Origin of the sequence: Mesorhizobium sp. M0185, from assembly GCF_040322175.1 — a bacterium.
Taxonomy (GTDB): Bacteria; Pseudomonadota; Alphaproteobacteria; order Rhizobiales; family Rhizobiaceae; genus Mesorhizobium.
The window spans coordinates 26,495-41,608 of record NZ_JAMYSY010000004.1 but is presented as its reverse complement, the minus strand read 5'-3'; the positions used below and the strand labels follow the sequence as shown (position 1 = coordinate 41,608).

17 protein-coding genes and 1 tRNA gene are annotated in these 15,114 nt (G+C 63.2%); 7 read left to right on the top strand and 11 right to left on the bottom strand.

The features are described 5' to 3' along the window. Window positions 1-54: 54 nt before the first annotated feature. A complete protein-coding gene (locus NKJ20_RS04770; RefSeq protein WP_352742840.1) occupies window positions 55-513 on the bottom strand; it encodes a hypothetical protein in 459 nt (152 codons plus the stop codon). A gap of 239 nt (window positions 514-752) precedes the next feature. Then, window positions 753-828, bottom strand: a tRNA-Ala gene (locus NKJ20_RS04765). Window positions 829-994: 166 nt separating this feature from the next. On the opposite strand from NKJ20_RS04765, the gene NKJ20_RS04760 reads away from it, so the two are divergent. The 3 genes from NKJ20_RS04760 (at window position 995) to NKJ20_RS04750 (ending at window position 2,629) form a co-directional block, all read left to right on the top strand. Next, window positions 995-1,297 carry a YggT family protein gene (locus tag NKJ20_RS04760; protein WP_292657287.1) on the top strand — a complete coding sequence of 101 codons (303 nt, stop codon included), beginning with the start codon at window positions 995-997 and terminating at the stop codon, window positions 1,295-1,297. Then, window positions 1,294-1,626 carry a DUF167 family protein gene (locus tag NKJ20_RS04755; protein WP_352742838.1) on the top strand — a complete coding sequence of 111 codons (333 nt, stop codon included), beginning with the start codon at window positions 1,294-1,296 and terminating at the stop codon, window positions 1,624-1,626. Before NKJ20_RS04760 ends, NKJ20_RS04755 begins: the two co-directional genes overlap by 4 nt. Before the next feature lie 289 nt (window positions 1,627-1,915). Then, entirely contained in the window at window positions 1,916-2,629 is a 714-nt protein-coding gene (locus NKJ20_RS04750) for a haloacid dehalogenase type II (RefSeq protein ID WP_352742836.1), read from the top strand. 16 nt (window positions 2,630-2,645) lie between these two features. Here the strand turns inward: NKJ20_RS04750 and NKJ20_RS04745 are convergent, their stop codons facing one another. From NKJ20_RS04745 to NKJ20_RS04715, 7 genes are all read right to left on the bottom strand, one after another. Beyond that, entirely contained in the window at window positions 2,646-3,614 is a 969-nt protein-coding gene (locus tag NKJ20_RS04745; protein WP_352742834.1) for an ABC transporter ATP-binding protein, read from the bottom strand. Beyond that, window positions 3,614-4,624 (bottom strand): ABC transporter ATP-binding protein, encoded by a 1,011-nt coding sequence (locus NKJ20_RS04740; protein WP_352743003.1) that lies wholly within the window; start codon window positions 4,622-4,624, stop codon window positions 3,614-3,616. The genes NKJ20_RS04745 and NKJ20_RS04740 overlap by 1 nt, the downstream gene beginning before the upstream one ends. Next, on the bottom strand, window positions 4,621-5,538 hold the full coding sequence (locus tag NKJ20_RS04735; RefSeq protein ID WP_352742832.1) for a dihydrodipicolinate synthase family protein: 918 nt from the start codon (window positions 5,536-5,538) through the stop codon (window positions 4,621-4,623). Before NKJ20_RS04735 ends, NKJ20_RS04740 begins: the two co-directional genes overlap by 4 nt. Before the next feature lie 18 nt (window positions 5,539-5,556). Further along, the gene (locus NKJ20_RS04730; protein ID WP_023678168.1) at window positions 5,557-6,462 is read right to left on the bottom strand and encodes an ABC transporter permease; all 906 of its coding nucleotides are present in this window, start codon (window positions 6,460-6,462) and stop codon (window positions 5,557-5,559) included. After that, window positions 6,459-7,418 (bottom strand): ABC transporter permease, encoded by a 960-nt coding sequence (locus NKJ20_RS04725; protein ID WP_023678169.1) that lies wholly within the window; start codon window positions 7,416-7,418, stop codon window positions 6,459-6,461. Before NKJ20_RS04725 ends, NKJ20_RS04730 begins: the two co-directional genes overlap by 4 nt. 66 nt (window positions 7,419-7,484) lie before the next feature. After that, complete coding sequence (locus NKJ20_RS04720; protein ID WP_352742830.1) at window positions 7,485-9,065, bottom strand: ABC transporter substrate-binding protein; 1,581 nt, start codon at window positions 9,063-9,065, stop codon at window positions 7,485-7,487. 32 nt (window positions 9,066-9,097) lie between these two features. Continuing rightward, entirely contained in the window at window positions 9,098-9,811 is a 714-nt protein-coding gene (locus NKJ20_RS04715; protein WP_352742828.1) for a FadR/GntR family transcriptional regulator, read from the bottom strand. 97 nt (window positions 9,812-9,908) lie between these two features. Between NKJ20_RS04715 and NKJ20_RS04710 the strand changes: the two genes are divergently transcribed. Genes NKJ20_RS04710 through NKJ20_RS04700 form a run of 3 tightly spaced genes read left to right on the top strand, consistent with a single transcriptional unit; the run spans window position 9,909 to window position 12,812 of the window. Then, entirely contained in the window at window positions 9,909-10,880 is a 972-nt protein-coding gene (locus NKJ20_RS04710) for a Gfo/Idh/MocA family protein (protein WP_352742827.1), read from the top strand. Then, window positions 10,877-11,872: a Gfo/Idh/MocA family protein gene (locus tag NKJ20_RS04705; RefSeq protein ID WP_352742825.1), complete on the top strand. Its 996-nt coding sequence runs from the start codon at window positions 10,877-10,879 to the stop codon at window positions 11,870-11,872. Before NKJ20_RS04710 ends, NKJ20_RS04705 begins: the two co-directional genes overlap by 4 nt. Continuing rightward, window positions 11,862-12,812, top strand: a complete 951-nt coding sequence (locus tag NKJ20_RS04700; protein WP_352742823.1) for a dihydrodipicolinate synthase family protein — start codon at window positions 11,862-11,864, stop codon at window positions 12,810-12,812. Before NKJ20_RS04705 ends, NKJ20_RS04700 begins: the two co-directional genes overlap by 11 nt. 34 nt (window positions 12,813-12,846) lie before the next feature. On the opposite strand, the gene NKJ20_RS04695 is transcribed toward NKJ20_RS04700, so the two are convergent. Further along, window positions 12,847-13,794 carry an LLM class flavin-dependent oxidoreductase gene (locus NKJ20_RS04695; protein WP_352742822.1) on the bottom strand — a complete coding sequence of 316 codons (948 nt, stop codon included), beginning with the start codon at window positions 13,792-13,794 and terminating at the stop codon, window positions 12,847-12,849. A gap of 130 nt (window positions 13,795-13,924) precedes the next feature. Further along, window positions 13,925-14,080 (bottom strand): hypothetical protein, encoded by a 156-nt coding sequence (locus NKJ20_RS04690; protein WP_023678176.1) that lies wholly within the window; start codon window positions 14,078-14,080, stop codon window positions 13,925-13,927. A gap of 264 nt (window positions 14,081-14,344) precedes the next feature. Between NKJ20_RS04690 and NKJ20_RS04685 the strand changes: the two genes are divergently transcribed. After that, window positions 14,345-15,112 carry an SDR family NAD(P)-dependent oxidoreductase gene (locus NKJ20_RS04685; protein ID WP_352681879.1) on the top strand — a complete coding sequence of 256 codons (768 nt, stop codon included), beginning with the start codon at window positions 14,345-14,347 and terminating at the stop codon, window positions 15,110-15,112. Window positions 15,113-15,114: the final 2 nt, after the last annotated feature.

Here is a 15,114-nt window from a genome sequence, read left to right as displayed (position 1 = left end):
CGCCGGCCGGCGTTGTGCTCGCCTGACGTGCCGTGCTCGCCGGCAAGGTCGCGGTTATCCCTTGTGCGACATGATATGCGAAACCCCGACACTCACGTCGGCGGTGTGTCTTGCCATCACTGCGTTCATTCGCATTGCAATCGTCGCATAGCCGTTTCGTTCGTGGTCGGTAACTTCCGAGGGCTTGAAGAGCCAAGGAAGGGGTGCAACCTGCGCGTCCGCGAAATTGGCCGGCAGGTTCGATGGCAACGCTTTTTTCCCTAAAGGCAGCTCTAGCCCAAGGTCGCTAAATTCGTCCTCGAGACTGGCGTGCAGATGAGAAAGCACCACATAGATCGCCAGCTTTGATCTAGTCCTTTCTGTGTTGTTTTGATTGTACTCTTGAAGAATCTCATCGAACGATGGCGATACGTCGCTTTCCGCAGCGGTAGCTCGTGTTGCAACAGCACCGGCCAGGGCAGTCGCTGCCATTCCTGTAAGACCTACAAAATCACGCCTTGTCGTGCTGGTCATGGTGAATTCCCCTCGGTTTTGAAGACGGGCCAAGTCTGGCAAGGACGAGGCGCAGTAGCAATAGGCCGCATACGCTACTGGTGTAGAAGGCCTTTACGTCGCCGATGTGAATCCACCCGGCAACGATAGTGCCAAGCCGGCAGAGGCCCGCGATGCATTCGGTTGCTTCAGCTGAGGATAGCCATGGACTCCAAGCGGGTCTTCGGCATGCAACCAGGCAAGGGATTCTAAAAATCCGCTGGTGGAGCTGAGGAGGATCGAACTCCTGACCTCGTCATTGCGAACGACGCGCTCTCCCAGCTGAGCTACAGCCCCGTCCAGCGGATGGGGCTTTTATCGGCCGCTGCGGTTTCCTGTCAAGGCTGCGCTTGCTGCCGAAATGCCGTTCGGCCGTTCGTCCGGCTTCGCCATGCGGCGGAAGGCGGCTCTTGCCGCTTTCACCTACAGTGGCTACATGTCGGGCGTTCGCAAGGAGCAACCGATGATCGCAGTCTTTTATACGCTGCATGCCGCGATTAATATCTATTGGTACATTGTGATTGGTGCGGCTATCTTCTCGTGGCTTTACGCCTTCAACGTCGTCAACTCGCGCAACCAGCTTGTCGACTCTATCGGCAACATGCTTTATCGGCTGACCGAGCCGGCATTGCGGCCGATCCGCCGCGTCCTCCCGGACCTTGGCGGGATCGATATCTCGCCGATCATCCTGTTGCTTGCGCTGACATTTATCAGCGTGTTCCTAGACACGACCGTTCAGCCGATGTTCGGTATCGGATCGATGTGAGTCACGGGACGAACCGTTTCTTTCGACTTCGCGCCGACGGCATCGACCTGTTCGTCCGGCTGACGCCGAAAGCGGCGATGGACAGGCTGGAGGGCATCGAAACATCGGTGGATGGGCGAAGCTATCTAAAAGCCCGCGTCCGCGCCGTGCCGGAAAACGGAGCCGCCAATCGAGCGCTGGAAAGGCTGGTAGCTAAGGCGCTTGGCGTGCCGGCATCGGGCGTCTCGATCGCCGCCGGCGGCACAGCTCGGCTGAAGACGCTGCGCATGCTTGGCGATCCCGCGGCGCTGGCGAAGCGCATCGATACGCTGGGCACCCCTGCGCCATGATCTCGGCTCGCTTACTTACCCCGCAAAAAAAGGCCGGGCTGCAAAGCCCGGCCAGATGTGAAGGTCGAAAACCTTCAGAGGGGAACGCGCCGGACGAATGGGAGGAAACATCCGACGCGGATTGCATATGGGTTGGCGTCGACGACGTTTCAATGAGCCTGGGGGAACCACCTTCGCGATCAGGCTTTTAAACATTTCGACTATCTGATCAGCAGCTCGACGAGGTCGATCCGTCCTATCGCGATTGATGCGGCAGGACACGCACCGCAACCCGACCGGAAAGCTCAATATGACCGCCACTCGAGTCCTATTCTTCGATGTTCTGGGAACCGTCGTTGACTGGCGCAGCGGTATCGCAAGCGAGGCCGGCGCCTTCCTCGCGCGAGTTGGTGCAGAGCAGGTCGATCCCGGTGAATTCGCTGATGCGTGGGCGTCGCGCTATGACGCCTCGACCGAGGCGGTGCGGACGGGGCACCGGCCTTTCGTTTCACTTGACGTGATCAACAGGGAGAATCTGGACGCCACCCTCGTCCAGTTCGGGCTGGCCCCATCCGAGCTGCCGACCGCCGAACTTGAGGAACTCAACCTCGCCTGGCACCGGCTGGAGCCGTGGCCCGATTCGCTGAAAGGCCTTGCGAGGCTAAAGGAACGCTTCATCATCGTGCCCTTGTCAGGGGCCAATACCCGGCTGTTGCTGGATATGGCCAAGCGCGCCGGCCTGCCTTGGGACACCGTCCTTGGCTCGGATGTGTTCGGCACCTATAAGCCTGCGCCGCAGGCTTATCTCCGCGCAGTGGAGATCCTGGGGGTGCGGCCTTCGGAGGCCGTGTTAGTCGCCGCGCATAATGACGACCTGGCTGCGGCGCGAAGGTGCGGTATCGGAACCGCCTTTGTTGCTCGGCCAAAAGAGCATGGCCCGGCGCAGATGACCGATCTCTCGCCTCTTGAGAGCTGGGACTTTGTGGCCGACGACCTTGTCCATCTCGCCCAAGTTCTCCCGTAGGCACAGGACAAAAAACCTAAGCGATGTCGTCGCGGATGCAGGCCTTCAGATGGCCCTCGGCTGTCGCCCTCAGCGGCGGCACACCCCCGGCGCAAGCCTCCAGCGCAAACGGGCAACGGGTTCGGAAAACGCAGCCCGACGGCGGGTTTGCCGGGCTTGGAATATCGCCCTTGAGCACTTGTCGGTCTTGCCTGGCCAGCGGATCGAGCGACGGAATGGCTGACAGCAGCGCGCGCGTGTAGGGATGCTGCGGCCGGGCATAAAGCTCGGCCGCCGGCGCAACCTCCATGATGCGCCCGAGATAGAGCACGATGACCGTGTCGCAGATGTACTCGACGACAGCCAGATCGTGCGAAATGAACAGCATGGTCAGCCCGAGCCGGAGCTGCAGGTCGCGCAACAGATTGATGATTTGCGCCTGGATCGAGACGTCGAGCGCCGAGACCGGCTCGTCGGCGACGATGAATTCCGGCTCGAGCGTCAGCGCCCGGGCGATGCCGATGCGCTGGCGCTGGCCGCCCGAAAATTCATGGGTGTAGCGGTCATAGGCGTCGACCGGCAACTCGACCGCGGCAAGTGCCTTCTCGGCCTTCGCCCGCCGCTCGGACTTCTTGCCGATGCCTTGAATGTCCAGGCCTTCGGTGAGGATCTGCCCTATCGTCATGCGCGGCGACAGGCTGGCGAAGGGATCCTGGAAAATATACTGCATCTTGCGACGCTGGCGGCGCAACTGGGCGGCACCCAGCCTGGTGATGTCGGTGCCGTCATAGTTGATTTGGCCGGATGTCGGCTCGATCAGACGCAGCACCGAGCGGCCGATCGTCGTCTTGCCGGACCCGGATTCGCCGACCAGGCCGACCACCTGGCCACGCCTGACATCGAAGGAAATGTCCTCCAGCGCCCTGACCACCGGGCCACGCGAGAACGCTGTCGGCGCAAAATGCTTGGTCAGGTTTTTGACAGCGAGGAAAGGGGCGTCGGCCATCAGAGCTCCTCCCAACGCAGGCAGCGGCTTTGCTGGGTCGGCGTCGCCCCAAACAATGGCGGGACCGCGGCGCGGCAGGCAGCGATAGCCATCGGGCAACGCGGCGCGAAGGAACAGCCCTTGGGCAGCAAGGCGAGCGACGGAACATTTCCGGCAATGGTCGGCAGCGGCGTTCCCGCCATCTTCAGCGCCGTGGCCTGGCCGAGCCGCGGCACCGAGCGCATCAACCCTGCCGTATAGGGATGACGCGGACGGGTGAACACTTCGCTCACCGTACCTGTTTCGACGATACGCCCGGCATACATCACCGCCACCCGGTCGGCGATTTCGGCGACGACTCCGAGATTGTGGGTGACGAACAGGATGCCCATGCCGCGCTGAGCCTGCAGTTCGGCCAAAAGATCGAGGATCTGGGCCTGTATGGTGACATCCAATGCGGTTGTCGGCTCGTCGGCGATCAGCAAGCCCGGATCGCAGGACAGCGCCATGGCGATGGTGGCGCGCTGCCGCATCCCGCCCGACAGTTCGTGCGGATATTGCCGCGCCCGCCGCTTCGGATCGGGAATGCCGACTTGCGCCAGCAGCCGCACCGCGTCTGCTTCTGCCTCGCGGTGCGATTTGCCGAGATGGATGCGGATCGGTTCGGCGATCTGCTCGCCGATCGTGTAGACCGGGTTGAGGCTGGTCATCGGCTCCTGGAACACCATGCCGATCTCGTTGCCGCGTATCTTGCGCAGCGACTCGGCATCGAGGCTGGTCAATTCGGTGACCGTGCCGTTCTTGCGCCGCAGCGCGATCGACCCCTCGGCGATATGTCCGACCCTTTTCGGCAAGAGGCCGATGATCGACAGGCTGGTGACGGATTTGCCGGATCCGGATTCGCCGACGAGCGCCACCGTCTCGCCGGAGCCGATCGTCAGGTCGACATCCCTTACCGCCGCGATGTCGCGCCCCGCAATGCGGAACACCGCGCGCAGGCCGGAAATCGAGAGGATCGGCATGGCGCTCAGCGGAGCAGCCCCACATCGCGAAGGATCATGTCGATCTTTGCGGTTTCCTCTTCGTTCAGGCTGCGTTGCGGCCGCGCCATGGTGTTGGAGGCAATGATGCCGAGGCTCTTCATCGCCGCCTTGAAGGCGCCGACGCCGGCCGAGCCGGCGCTTGTCCTGCCGAGCGAGATCCAGACGATCTCGAACAGTTTCAACAACCGCTCCTGCTCCAGGCGGGCTTCGGCATGCCGTCCCGCCTGCGTCAGCTTCCACAGCCTGACATAGCCGTGCGGATCGACATTGGCGAGCCCCGGCACGACGCCGTGCGCACCCATGGCCAGCACGCTGTCGACCAGGATCTCGGAGCCGGTCATGCCGAAGAAACCCGGGTCGTCGACCATGTCCTTGAGCACGTAACGCAGATTGCCGTCGTCGCCGCTGGAATCCTTGATGCCCGCAATGACGCCTTCTCGGGCGAGGCCGACCGTGGTCTTGCGCTCCAGCTTGATATGCACGCAGACCGGGATGTCGTAGGCGATGACCGGAATGTCGATCGCATCCTTGATATAGCGGAAGTGGTCGCCGATCTCGGGCTGGCTGGTCCGGGTATAAAATGGCGCGGTGACGACGATGGCGTCGGCGCCGGCCGATCTGGCGATCCGGGCGTGGTTGATGACGCGGTCGGTAGTCGGGTCGATGACCCCAGCGAAGATCGGAACCCGGCCGTTATTGACCTTCACCGCGTGCTCGAGGATGGCCCTGCGGCCCGCCTCGTCGTGGAAGACCACCTCGCTGGTCGAGCCGAGCACGAACAGCCCGTGAACACCACCGTCGAGCAGGTTCTCGATGGTGCGGGTGAACGACGGGAAATCGACACTGAAATCGGTATTGAGCGGGGTAACGACAGGTGGCACGACGCCGGTAAACAGGGGCATTTTGATGAACCTTTGAGGTCAGTTGAGATCGGAGCGGGGGTCGAATGCATCGCGCAGGCCGTCGCCGATGAAGTTGATGGCGAGCACGGTGAGCACCAGTGCGGCGCCCGGGAACATCCATTGCCACGGGTAATTTTCAAGCACGACGGTGGAGCGGGCGAGATTGAGCATGTTGCCCCAGCTGGCTTCGGGCGGTGCGATGCCGAGGCCGAGGAAGGACAGGCCGGCCTCGAGCAGGATGGCGTTGGCGATCTGCAAGGTGGCGTAGACGACCAGGATATCGATGCAGTTGGGCAGGCCGTGCCGGAACAGCAGATGCGGCAGCCCTGCCCCCATGCCGCGGGCGGCGACGACAAAATCGCGCTCGCGCAGTTCGAGCAGCCGGGCGCGCACCATGCGCGACAGCACCGGCCAGGAGAGCAGCGAGATCACCAGTATGGTCGGGGCGATACCGGTGCCGGCAATCGAAGCCAGCACCAACAGGAAGATCACCGGCGGCAGCGTCATCGCCAGGTCGACCAGGCGCATCACCGTGCCGTCGACGAGACGCCCACCAAAGCTGGCGACGGCACCGACCAGGAAGCCGATGACGGTGGAGATGGCGACCGAGCTGACGGCAACCAGCAATGAGATCCGCCCGCCTTGCAGCAACCGGGCCATGACGTCGCGCCCGACGCCGTCGCTGCCCAGCCAATGAATGGCCGACGGCGCCTTGTTCATTGCTCGGAGGTCGATGGTGTTAGGACCGAACGGCCACCACAAAGGATACGTCGAAACCGCCAGCAGGATCGGGATGACGATCAAAAGCCCGGCACGCGCCGCGCGGTTTTCAAAAAAGCGGTCGAGCGCGCGGCGAAGCGGGCCTTTGGTTTGCGGCACGGCTGTCGGGTCAACTGTAGGATCTGGCGCCGTGATTGCCATCATGCCACCTGAATGCGCGGGTCGACGACGGCATAGACGACGTCGGTCAAGAGGTTGACCAGGATGACGCAAACGCCGATCACCAGGGTAGCGCCCATGATCACCGGGTAATCGCGGGTGCCGACGGCGTTGACCAGAAGCAGTCCCATGCCCGGCCAGTTGAACACGCTTTCCAGGAAGATGGCGCCGCCGATGGCGATGCCGACAGTCGAGCCGATCAAGGTAATGACCGGCAAGAGCGCATTGCGGGTCGCGTGCTTGATGATCACCCAGAACTCGCGCACGCCCTTGGCACGCGCCGTCCGCACGTAATCCTGGTTGAGCACTTCCAGCAGCGAGGCGCGCATGTAACGCATGATCAGCGCGGCATGGCCGACGGACAGCAGGCAGGCGGGCAGGACGAGGTGCGCAAGCACATCCGTCGCCGAGAACGGCGCACCCGCGGTCTGCATGCCGCCGGACGGCGCCCAGCGCAGCAGCACCGAGAAGAAATAGAGACCGAGCAGCGCTGTCAGAAAAGCCGGGCTGGAGATACCGATAAACGACAGCACCGACAGCGCGATGTCGGATGGTTCGTTACGGCGCACCGCGCTGAAAATGCCGGCGGAAATGCCGAGCACGATGGCGATCGCCAGGCCCGTACCCATCAGCAGCGCCGTCGGGCCGATGCGTTCCATGACCAGTGGCAGCACGGCAACGCCGCTGCGCTGGATCGAATAGCCGAAGTCACCGCTCAGCGCCGCGCGCAGCCAGGCGAGATATTGCACGGGAAGCGGCCGATCGAGCCCGAGCCGTTCGCGCAGGCCCTCGAGGTCGGAAGCCGACATGGGGACCGATGGGTTGATATAGGCGTCGATCGGATCGCCCGGCGCCAGCCGCAACAGGATGAAGATGAGGACGCTGAGCGCGACCAGCATCAGCAATCCTGTGGCGCTGCGGCGGGCGATGAAGCTCAACATGGGCTTTCCGTGGCGGCGGCAGGCGGCGCCAAAGTGGTCCCGCCTGCTCGCTTGGTTGCGGGTTTCTTACTGGATGTCCCAGCGCTCGGGGTGAGCTGCGTAGGGGCCGCCGCCCGGCGCCGGCGTCCAGACGAAGTCATGCAGCTTGTTGGAGGCTACGCCGTAGCGGTTGGCCACCCACAACGTCGCCCAGGGTAGCTCCTTGTTCATGACCTTGCAGACCCCCTGCCAGGATTGATCGAGCTTGGCCGGATCGGTTTGGCCTAGCGCGGCGTCCAATGCGGTGCTCAGATCGTCGAACTCGATGCGCATGGTGTTAAAGCCTGCCGGCGGGATCTGCGACTTGTTTAGGCCGGGATTGAGGCCGGCCGGGTTGGGGCCGTTCTGCAGGCCGGCATAGACCATCGGAAAGGCGTTCCAGTCCGGCGTGCCTTGCTTGTAGACGATGCCGTTGTAGGTCGGCGTATCTACGACCCGCGGCACCACATTGATGCCGACCTCGGCCAGCATCGACTGGACAGCGGCCATCACATTGGCCGCTTGCGGCGAGCCGTAATAGGTCAGCAAGGTGATCGGCTTGTCGCCGTTGATCTTGTCCCAGCCGGCCTCGCTCAGCAGCGCCTTGGCCTTTGCCGGATCGTAGGCATAGGGTTCGAGGCCTGCGGGAACGAGATGCGGCGCGACATAGCCGCAATTGGCTGGCTCGGCGGCACCGCCGTAGAGGCTGTCGATGATGGCGTTGCGATCGATCGCGTACATGATCGCCTGGCGGACACGGATATCCCTAAACAGGTCGACCTTCTGGTTCAGGCCGATATAGTTGACCACGTACGAGGCACCTTCGATCACCTTGAAATTGCTGTCGCTCTTGAACGATGCCGCATCGTCGGGCTCGACATAGGTGAACTGGATTTCGCCGGCACGGAGCGCGGCAACGGCCGCCGCCGGCGACTCGAAATAGCGGTTGATGAGCACGTCTACCTTCGGCTTGCCGCCGCGATAATCGTCATCGGCTGCCAGTTCGACATATTGGTCGGTCACGTAGCGCTTGAACTTGAACGGGCCGGTGCCGACCGGAGTGGTCGACCACCAGGTGCTTGTCGCCAGCGATTCCGGCGGCAGAGCGGCCAGGGCATGCTCCGGCAGGATCATCAGCTGCGAGAGGATGGATAGAAACGAGCCGTTCGGTTTCGATAGCTTCACCACTGCGGTGTGGTCATCCGGGGCATCGACCGAGGCGATGTTGGCGAGGCGGGCGGCAAACAGGCTGCCGGAGGCCTTGTTCTTGGCAAGCTCGAGCGTGAACTTGACGTCCTTCGAGGTGAACGGTTTGCCGTCATGCCAGGTCTCGTTGACCAGGTTGAACGTATAGCTCAGCTGGTCGTCGCTGATCTTGTAGTCCTTGGCGAGGTCGCCTTCGATATCAGCCAGCCCGGCATTGTAGATGACCAGCGGTTCAAAATAGGTGCTGAGCCAGGTGTAGCCGCCGGTCGCCACCAGCGGGTTGAAGTTCTTGGGAAAACCGCCGGGACCGACGTCGAAGCCGCCCGCAATGGTCTTGGCGCTTTGTGCCTGGACACTGGTCAATGGGCCAATGCTGGCGAGCAGCAGCCCGGCGACTGAGAATGCGATGGTCCTGATACGCATGGTTTCCTCCCTTGGCATAGTCAGGTTGTTCTTCAGCTTGTTCGGTTTTTTGCGATAACCTGCTGGATCCCCCGGTAATGGTCGTCGAGCCGCCGACGCGCCTGGTCGACGTCCTTGGCGGCGACAGCCTCGACGATCTCGTGATGGTCGCGCCATGTCGCCAGCGGCGTCGGATTATCGAGATTGGTGAAATTCGAGGCCTTGTTGAACGCCGTCCAGAAGATGTCGATCAGCGCGCTCAGCATGCGATTGTTCTGGCAGCGGAACAGCAGCTGATGGAATTGCTGGTCCTCTTCGGCGAAGCTCTCATGGCGCTCGGCACGTTGCCGCATGCGCTCGGTCAACTGGCGCAGCGCCTCGATGTCCTCGGCACTGATCATCTCGATCGTCTTGGCGATGAGGCCGGTTTCCAGCACGCGACGGATTTCGCGCAACTCTTCGACATCGCGCAGCGAATCCTGCAAACCGTAGGCCAGGTTATCCAGCAGCGGCTTGAACGAGAACTCCTTGACGAACACGCCGATGCCGCGTCGCGTCTCCAGGATGCCGATCGATTCCAGCGCCTTGATGGCTTCCCGCACGGAGTTGCGGCCGACGCCGAGCCGCTGCGCCAGGAACGTCTCCGGCGGCAGGGGATCGCCTGCCTTGAGCTGGTTGCTTTCGATATAGGCCCTGAGGCTTTCCTGCACGGTGACGTGAAGCAGCGGCGGTCTGCTCAACGGTTCGATCGACTTCAGTTCCGCCATCCCACTGCTTTCATCATCCGCTGAAGCTTGCCCGCCGCTTGTCGTATAGCCACTTGTAGGATATCCTGCAAGCCCATAACAAACCTGCTGCCTCCGAATGAAGATTACCCTCGCCGGCTCGAGCCACTGGCACGCCGAAATATACCTCGACGCCGCACGCTTTTGTGGCACGGAGATCGCCGGTATCTGGGACGAGGATCCTGGCCAAGCGCAAGCGTTCGCCGCGCACCACGACCTGCCGTTTATCGAAGATTTCAAGGAGATACTCTCCAGCCCGCCGGATGCGATCCTGTTGATGGGGCACCCTTCGATGGTGCCGGCGCGGGCACTTGCGATCATCGCGGCAAGGATACCGCTGATCCTGGAGAAGCCGGCGGCCAGCCATACGAGGGAACTGATGGCGCTGCGCGACCTTGCCAGGCAGCACCAGGCTTTTGTCGCTGTTCCCCTGCCCAACCGTTTCGGGCCGGCCGTTGCCGGCCTTGAAAGGTTGCGCCGGCAAGGTCGCGCCGGCCCCGTGGCGCATTGCCAGTTCCGGCTGGTCAACGGCCCGCCGCAACGCTACATCGCCGACGGTGTCGCCTGGGTGCTCGACCCGGCGGTTGGTGGCGGGGGTGCGTTGAGGAATCTCGGCATACACGGCGTCGACGCGGCACTCAGCCTCGCAACCGGCAAGCTCGGCCTGAAAAGCGTTTCGATCGCGAACCGCATCCATCCCGGCCCGGTCGAGGATCACGCACTTCTGGTGCTGGAAGACGAGGCCGGCGCGCTGTTCATCGTCGAGGCCGGTTACACCTTTGCTTCGATGCGCCCCGGCGGTGACTTCGAGTGGCGTATCGTCAGTGCCAATGCCACCCTCATCGATCATGGCGACCATGTTATCTGCGCAACGCTCGACGACGCGGCAATCGTCGACTTGCCGGTCGAACTGCCGGCAACGCGCTATCGTCTGTTCATGCGCGATACGCTTGACCGGCTGGCCAGAAAGGCGCCTCCGCCGGTGTCCATCGAAGATTATGTTGCGGCGATGTCGCTGATCGACGCCGCTTATCAAAAGGCAGGACCATGATTGGAATAGGAATTATCGGCGCCGGCGATTTCGGCGCAGCCCATGCGCGGGCAATCCCTGAGGTTGGCGGCATTCGCCTCGTCGCCGCCTCTCGAGGAAATGCCGACGCACTGCAGCAATTCACCGCTGAACATGGCGGCCGCGGCTACGCGGACTGGCGAAGGCTGCTGGACGACAAGGAGGTCGATGCGGTCCTCATTGCCAGCCCGCACCATCTCCATGCCGAAATGGCCATCGGCGCGGCAAAGGCCGGCAAGCATATCCTGCTCGAAAAACCGATGGCGCCGACGGTGGCTGCCTGCGATACGATCAACGCCGCCGTGGCCAAGGGTGGCGTCAAGCTGATGGTCGCCCACCTCATGCATTTCGCCCTGCCCTGCATGGCGGCCAGGCAAATTCTGGAGGAAGGCGAGCTCGGCCGGCCGCTCGCCGGATCGAGCTGGATCATCAAGCTGTGGATGGAGCACAATCGCCGCGACTGGCATCTGCGCAAGGCGACCGGCGGCGGCATGCTGTTGACGGCCGGCATCCACGCGGTCGATCGCCTGGTCTGGCTGATGGATGACGATGTCGTGTCGGTGAGCGGCATGCTCGGCGCCAAGTTCCATGACCAAGAAGCAGACGACAGCGCTCTGCTCGGATTGCGCTTCGCCGGCGGCGGCATCGGCCAGGTGCAGAGCGTCGGCTATCGCACCGGCGCCACCACCTATGCCATGGATCTGGTCTGCGAGCGGGGAACGCTGCGCATCGACATGGACCGCGGCACCATGCTTGGCCGCGAGACGGTCTGGACCGAGCTGCCCGGTTCCTTTGAGCCGAACTGGATGCATAACGCGCTGGTGCGCGAATGGAGCGCAATGCGCGATGCCATTGCCGATGACACGCCGGTGCCGGTCGACGGCATCTATGCGCGCAAGATCATCGCCATTATCGAGGCTGCCTTCGCGTCGAACGAAACCCGCCGCGAACACGAGATCGCCGGTGGACGCTGACCTCGACGACCATCTGGCCCGCTTGCCCGCACACGCACCGCGCGGCATCTGGGGCGCGGTGATGCTGGCCATCGACGATCGCGGAGCGATCGACTGGCAGGCGACGGAAGAGACGATCGCCCGGCTCTGCGCCTCAGGCGTCGACGGCGTCTATTCCAATGGCACGGCCTGCGAATTCCATTGCCAGACCGAGCCCGAATTCGACCGGCTTTGTGAGTTGGTCGCAACCATAGCCGGCCGCGCGCGCCTTCCTTTCCAGATCGGCATCAGCCAGTCCAATCCGCGCGTCGCGCTGGAGCGACTGACGCGGGTCGCCGGACTTCGCCCGACGGCGGCTCAATTCACCTTGCCCGACTGGTGGCCGCCCAGTGACGACGAGATCATGCGTTTTGCCGGCGGCCTCTGCGAGGCCGCGCCCGAAACGCCGCTGGTGCTCTACAACCCGCCGCACGCCAAGCGCCGCCTGACGCTCGACGGCATCGCCAGTCTGCGTGCGGCCGTGCCATCGCTGGTCGGCGCCAAGCTGCCGGGCGGCGACGCCGGCTGGTATGCCGACACGCGCCGCAGACTGGACGGATTTTCCGTCTTCGTCCCCGGCCACACGCTGGCAACAGGCTATGCCGGGGGAGCCCATGGCAGCTACTCCAATGTTGCCTGCCTCAACCCGAAGGGCGCGGTGCAGTGGTGGCAGATGATCCGCACCGACATGGCCGCAGCTGCCGAACTCGAGGCCCGCATACAGGCCTTCCTCGCCGCACATGTCCTACCGTTTCGCACCCGTTACAATGTCGGTGATGCAGCACTCGATAAGGCGATGGCGGCGGCCGGCGGCTGGGCGCCGCTCGGCCCACGACTGCTCTGGCCCTACAGCTCCGTTCCCGATCAGGAAATACCGACGCTGGCCAGGGCGGCTCACGCGGCTTTCCCGGAATGGTGGTAGACCCGTCACCAAGGCGCGGGACGACGGAGGCTCTTCACCAGCCGGCGCGTGCTCCCTGTGTCGCGCGTGACGCAAACGCCCCCGGCTGAGGGACATCGGCCTCGCGCCGTGTCAGCGAATTGCGCAAGAGCGCGATCGCCTCGCGGCCGGCGGTCGCAATCTCGCGTGGCCTGTCGACGCCGACGATCATGAACTCCTTGATCCCCAAAGCGGCGTAGGAAAGCAGCGAAAGCGCGACCTGCGCCGGCGGCCCGGCAAGTTCGAGCGCCTTCTGGCAGGAAGCGGCCGGTTTGTCTTCCGAACGGATTCGGACGGGAAGCGCGAAACGCAGCTTGCCGGCCCGGCCGTGTTCGGCAGCAGCGCGGCGTACGCGCTCCATTGACTGGCGGATTTCTGCAAGCGAGCCAGGCGCCAGCTCGAACACGTCCGCATGCCTGCCCGCGACCCTGAGCGCAGTGCCCGACTGCCCGCCCATGCGGATGGTCACATCGGCACCATGCGGCCCCTTGCGCGGCACATAGCCGCCTTTGATGCTGTAAAAGGTGCCTTCATGGTCGAACGGCCTGTCGTTCGACCACAACCGCTTCAGCAGCACCAGATATTCATCGATGCGTTGCCAGACCACCGTATGGCCGGCCGGACGTGCCTCGGCATCGTCGTCGCTCAGCGGCTCGCTGAGCATCCTGAGCGACAGCCGGCCACCGCTTCTCGCGTCGAGGGCAGCGAGTTGTCGCGCCGCCACGGTTGGTTCGATCACGCCTGCCCAATGCGTGAGCACGACCTCCAGGGACGAGGTCCGGTCCAGCGTCTGGGCGGCAAGGTCCATATTGGTCAGCAGCCCGGCCTGGTCGTCGATGACGATCCTCTGGAATCCAGCATCCTCGATCAGTGACAGCTTCGTCGCGGTCTCGACAAAGTCATAGAAAAAGCTGGCGTCGGCAGCGTGGATCTTACCGGGAACATGCGTGAACTCGATCGGCATTGCCATCTCCTCCATCACGTTGGAATCAGGGCGCGCAAATGCACACCGGCATTCGGTTCATCAACTCCGGAATTTCTGCAAACGGCAGGCCGCTATCCCGAGGAAGCCTCGATGATCAGAGCCTTGACAATCAGGGGATCAGCCCCAGTACCACTGCCCCGGTGAATACAAACGCAAGGGCAAAGACGAGATAGGCGAAAGCACCGGCATAGGCCGGCCGCCACACCTGGTCGGAACCCAGCCTTTGGCCTTTGCGGGCAGTCTGAGCGTTCTGGCTATAGGACATATCGACCTCCGTCTCGGCGCTTAATCTATAAAATCAGTAGACTTTGTCGAGTGCTATTTTCGCGCGATCCTTAGAACAATTTTCTCCAAACGGCGGACAAGTTAGTGCTTTTACTGCTTAGCGCTGCCTTTTGCGGCATGCCGGGGTGACGGCAGGAAACGTCAGGTCCATGTGTCTGTGGCTCCTTGGCCATCCAATGGATGAGGGATAGCATCGCTTCAGCGGAAAGCCGCGACGTCACGGCAAGGCAGCAGGGAGCAAACCATGGGGACAAGACTGGCCGGCAAGGTCGCCATCATTTCGGGTGGCGCGACAGGAATGGGCGGTGCGGCCTCGGAGCTTTTCGCGGCCGAGGGCGCCAAGGTGGCGATCGTCGACCGCAACGGCGAAGCGGCGGCGGCTACCGCGGCGGCAATCAGGCAACGCGGCCATGTCGCCGAGCACTGGGTCGCTGACGTATCGGATGAGGCGCAGGTCGAAACGGCGGTGAAGGGCGCGACGGAAAAATTCGGCCCGGTCACGGTTCTGTTCAACCATGCCGGCACCCTCGTCATCAAACCCTTCCTGGAGACCACGCTGCAGGAATGGGACTGGCTGCATGCCGTCAATGTGCGTTCGATGTTCCTGATGACGCGTGCTGTGCTGCCCGGCATGATCGCCGCCGGCGGCGGTTCCATCGTCTGCACCTCGTCGATCTCGGCGGTGGCGGCGACGCCGATGGAGGTGCTTTACGACACCACCAAGGGCGCCTGCCATATGTTCGCGCGTGCCATCGCCGTCGAGTTCCGCGACCGCAACATCCGCTGCAATGCGGTCTGTCCAGGCTTCATCAGGACACCGCATGGCCTGCGCGAGGTCGCCGATCTCGACAAACTCGGCGTCGATGTCTCCGACGCGGCAATGGCGGCGCAGCAAGGGCGGATCGGCGAGCCGGAAGAGGTCGCGAAGGCAGCCCTGTTCCTGGCCAGCGACGAGGCCAGCTTCGTCAACGGCGCCCATCTGTTCGTCGATAACGGCTTCACCGCGATGTGAAA

Coding starts and splice junctions, on each gene's coding strand:
- NKJ20_RS04770 (WP_352742840.1), bottom strand. CDS start 513: ATGACCAGCACGACAAGGCGTGATTTTGTAGGTCTTACAGGAATGGCA.
- NKJ20_RS04760 (WP_292657287.1), top strand. CDS start 995: ATGATCGCAGTCTTTTATACGCTGCATGCCGCGATTAATATCTATTGG.
- NKJ20_RS04750 (WP_352742836.1), top strand. CDS start 1,916: ATGACCGCCACTCGAGTCCTATTCTTCGATGTTCTGGGAACCGTCGTT.
- NKJ20_RS04745 (WP_352742834.1), bottom strand. CDS start 3,614: ATGGCCGACGCCCCTTTCCTCGCTGTCAAAAACCTGACCAAGCATTTT.
- NKJ20_RS04735 (WP_352742832.1), bottom strand. CDS start 5,538: ATGCCCCTGTTTACCGGCGTCGTGCCACCTGTCGTTACCCCGCTCAAT.
- NKJ20_RS04730 (WP_023678168.1), bottom strand. CDS start 6,462: ATGATGGCAATCACGGCGCCAGATCCTACAGTTGACCCGACAGCCGTG.
- NKJ20_RS04725 (WP_023678169.1), bottom strand. CDS start 7,418: ATGTTGAGCTTCATCGCCCGCCGCAGCGCCACAGGATTGCTGATGCTG.
- NKJ20_RS04720 (WP_352742830.1), bottom strand. CDS start 9,065: ATGCGTATCAGGACCATCGCATTCTCAGTCGCCGGGCTGCTGCTCGCC.
- NKJ20_RS04715 (WP_352742828.1), bottom strand. CDS start 9,811: ATGGCGGAACTGAAGTCGATCGAACCGTTGAGCAGACCGCCGCTGCTT.
- NKJ20_RS04710 (WP_352742827.1), top strand. CDS start 9,909: ATGAAGATTACCCTCGCCGGCTCGAGCCACTGGCACGCCGAAATATAC.
- NKJ20_RS04705 (WP_352742825.1), top strand. CDS start 10,877: ATGATTGGAATAGGAATTATCGGCGCCGGCGATTTCGGCGCAGCCCAT.
- NKJ20_RS04695 (WP_352742822.1), bottom strand. CDS start 13,794: ATGCCGATCGAGTTCACGCATGTTCCCGGTAAGATCCACGCTGCCGAC.
- NKJ20_RS04690 (WP_023678176.1), bottom strand. CDS start 14,080: ATGTCCTATAGCCAGAACGCTCAGACTGCCCGCAAAGGCCAAAGGCTG.
- NKJ20_RS04685 (WP_352681879.1), top strand. CDS start 14,345: ATGGGGACAAGACTGGCCGGCAAGGTCGCCATCATTTCGGGTGGCGCG.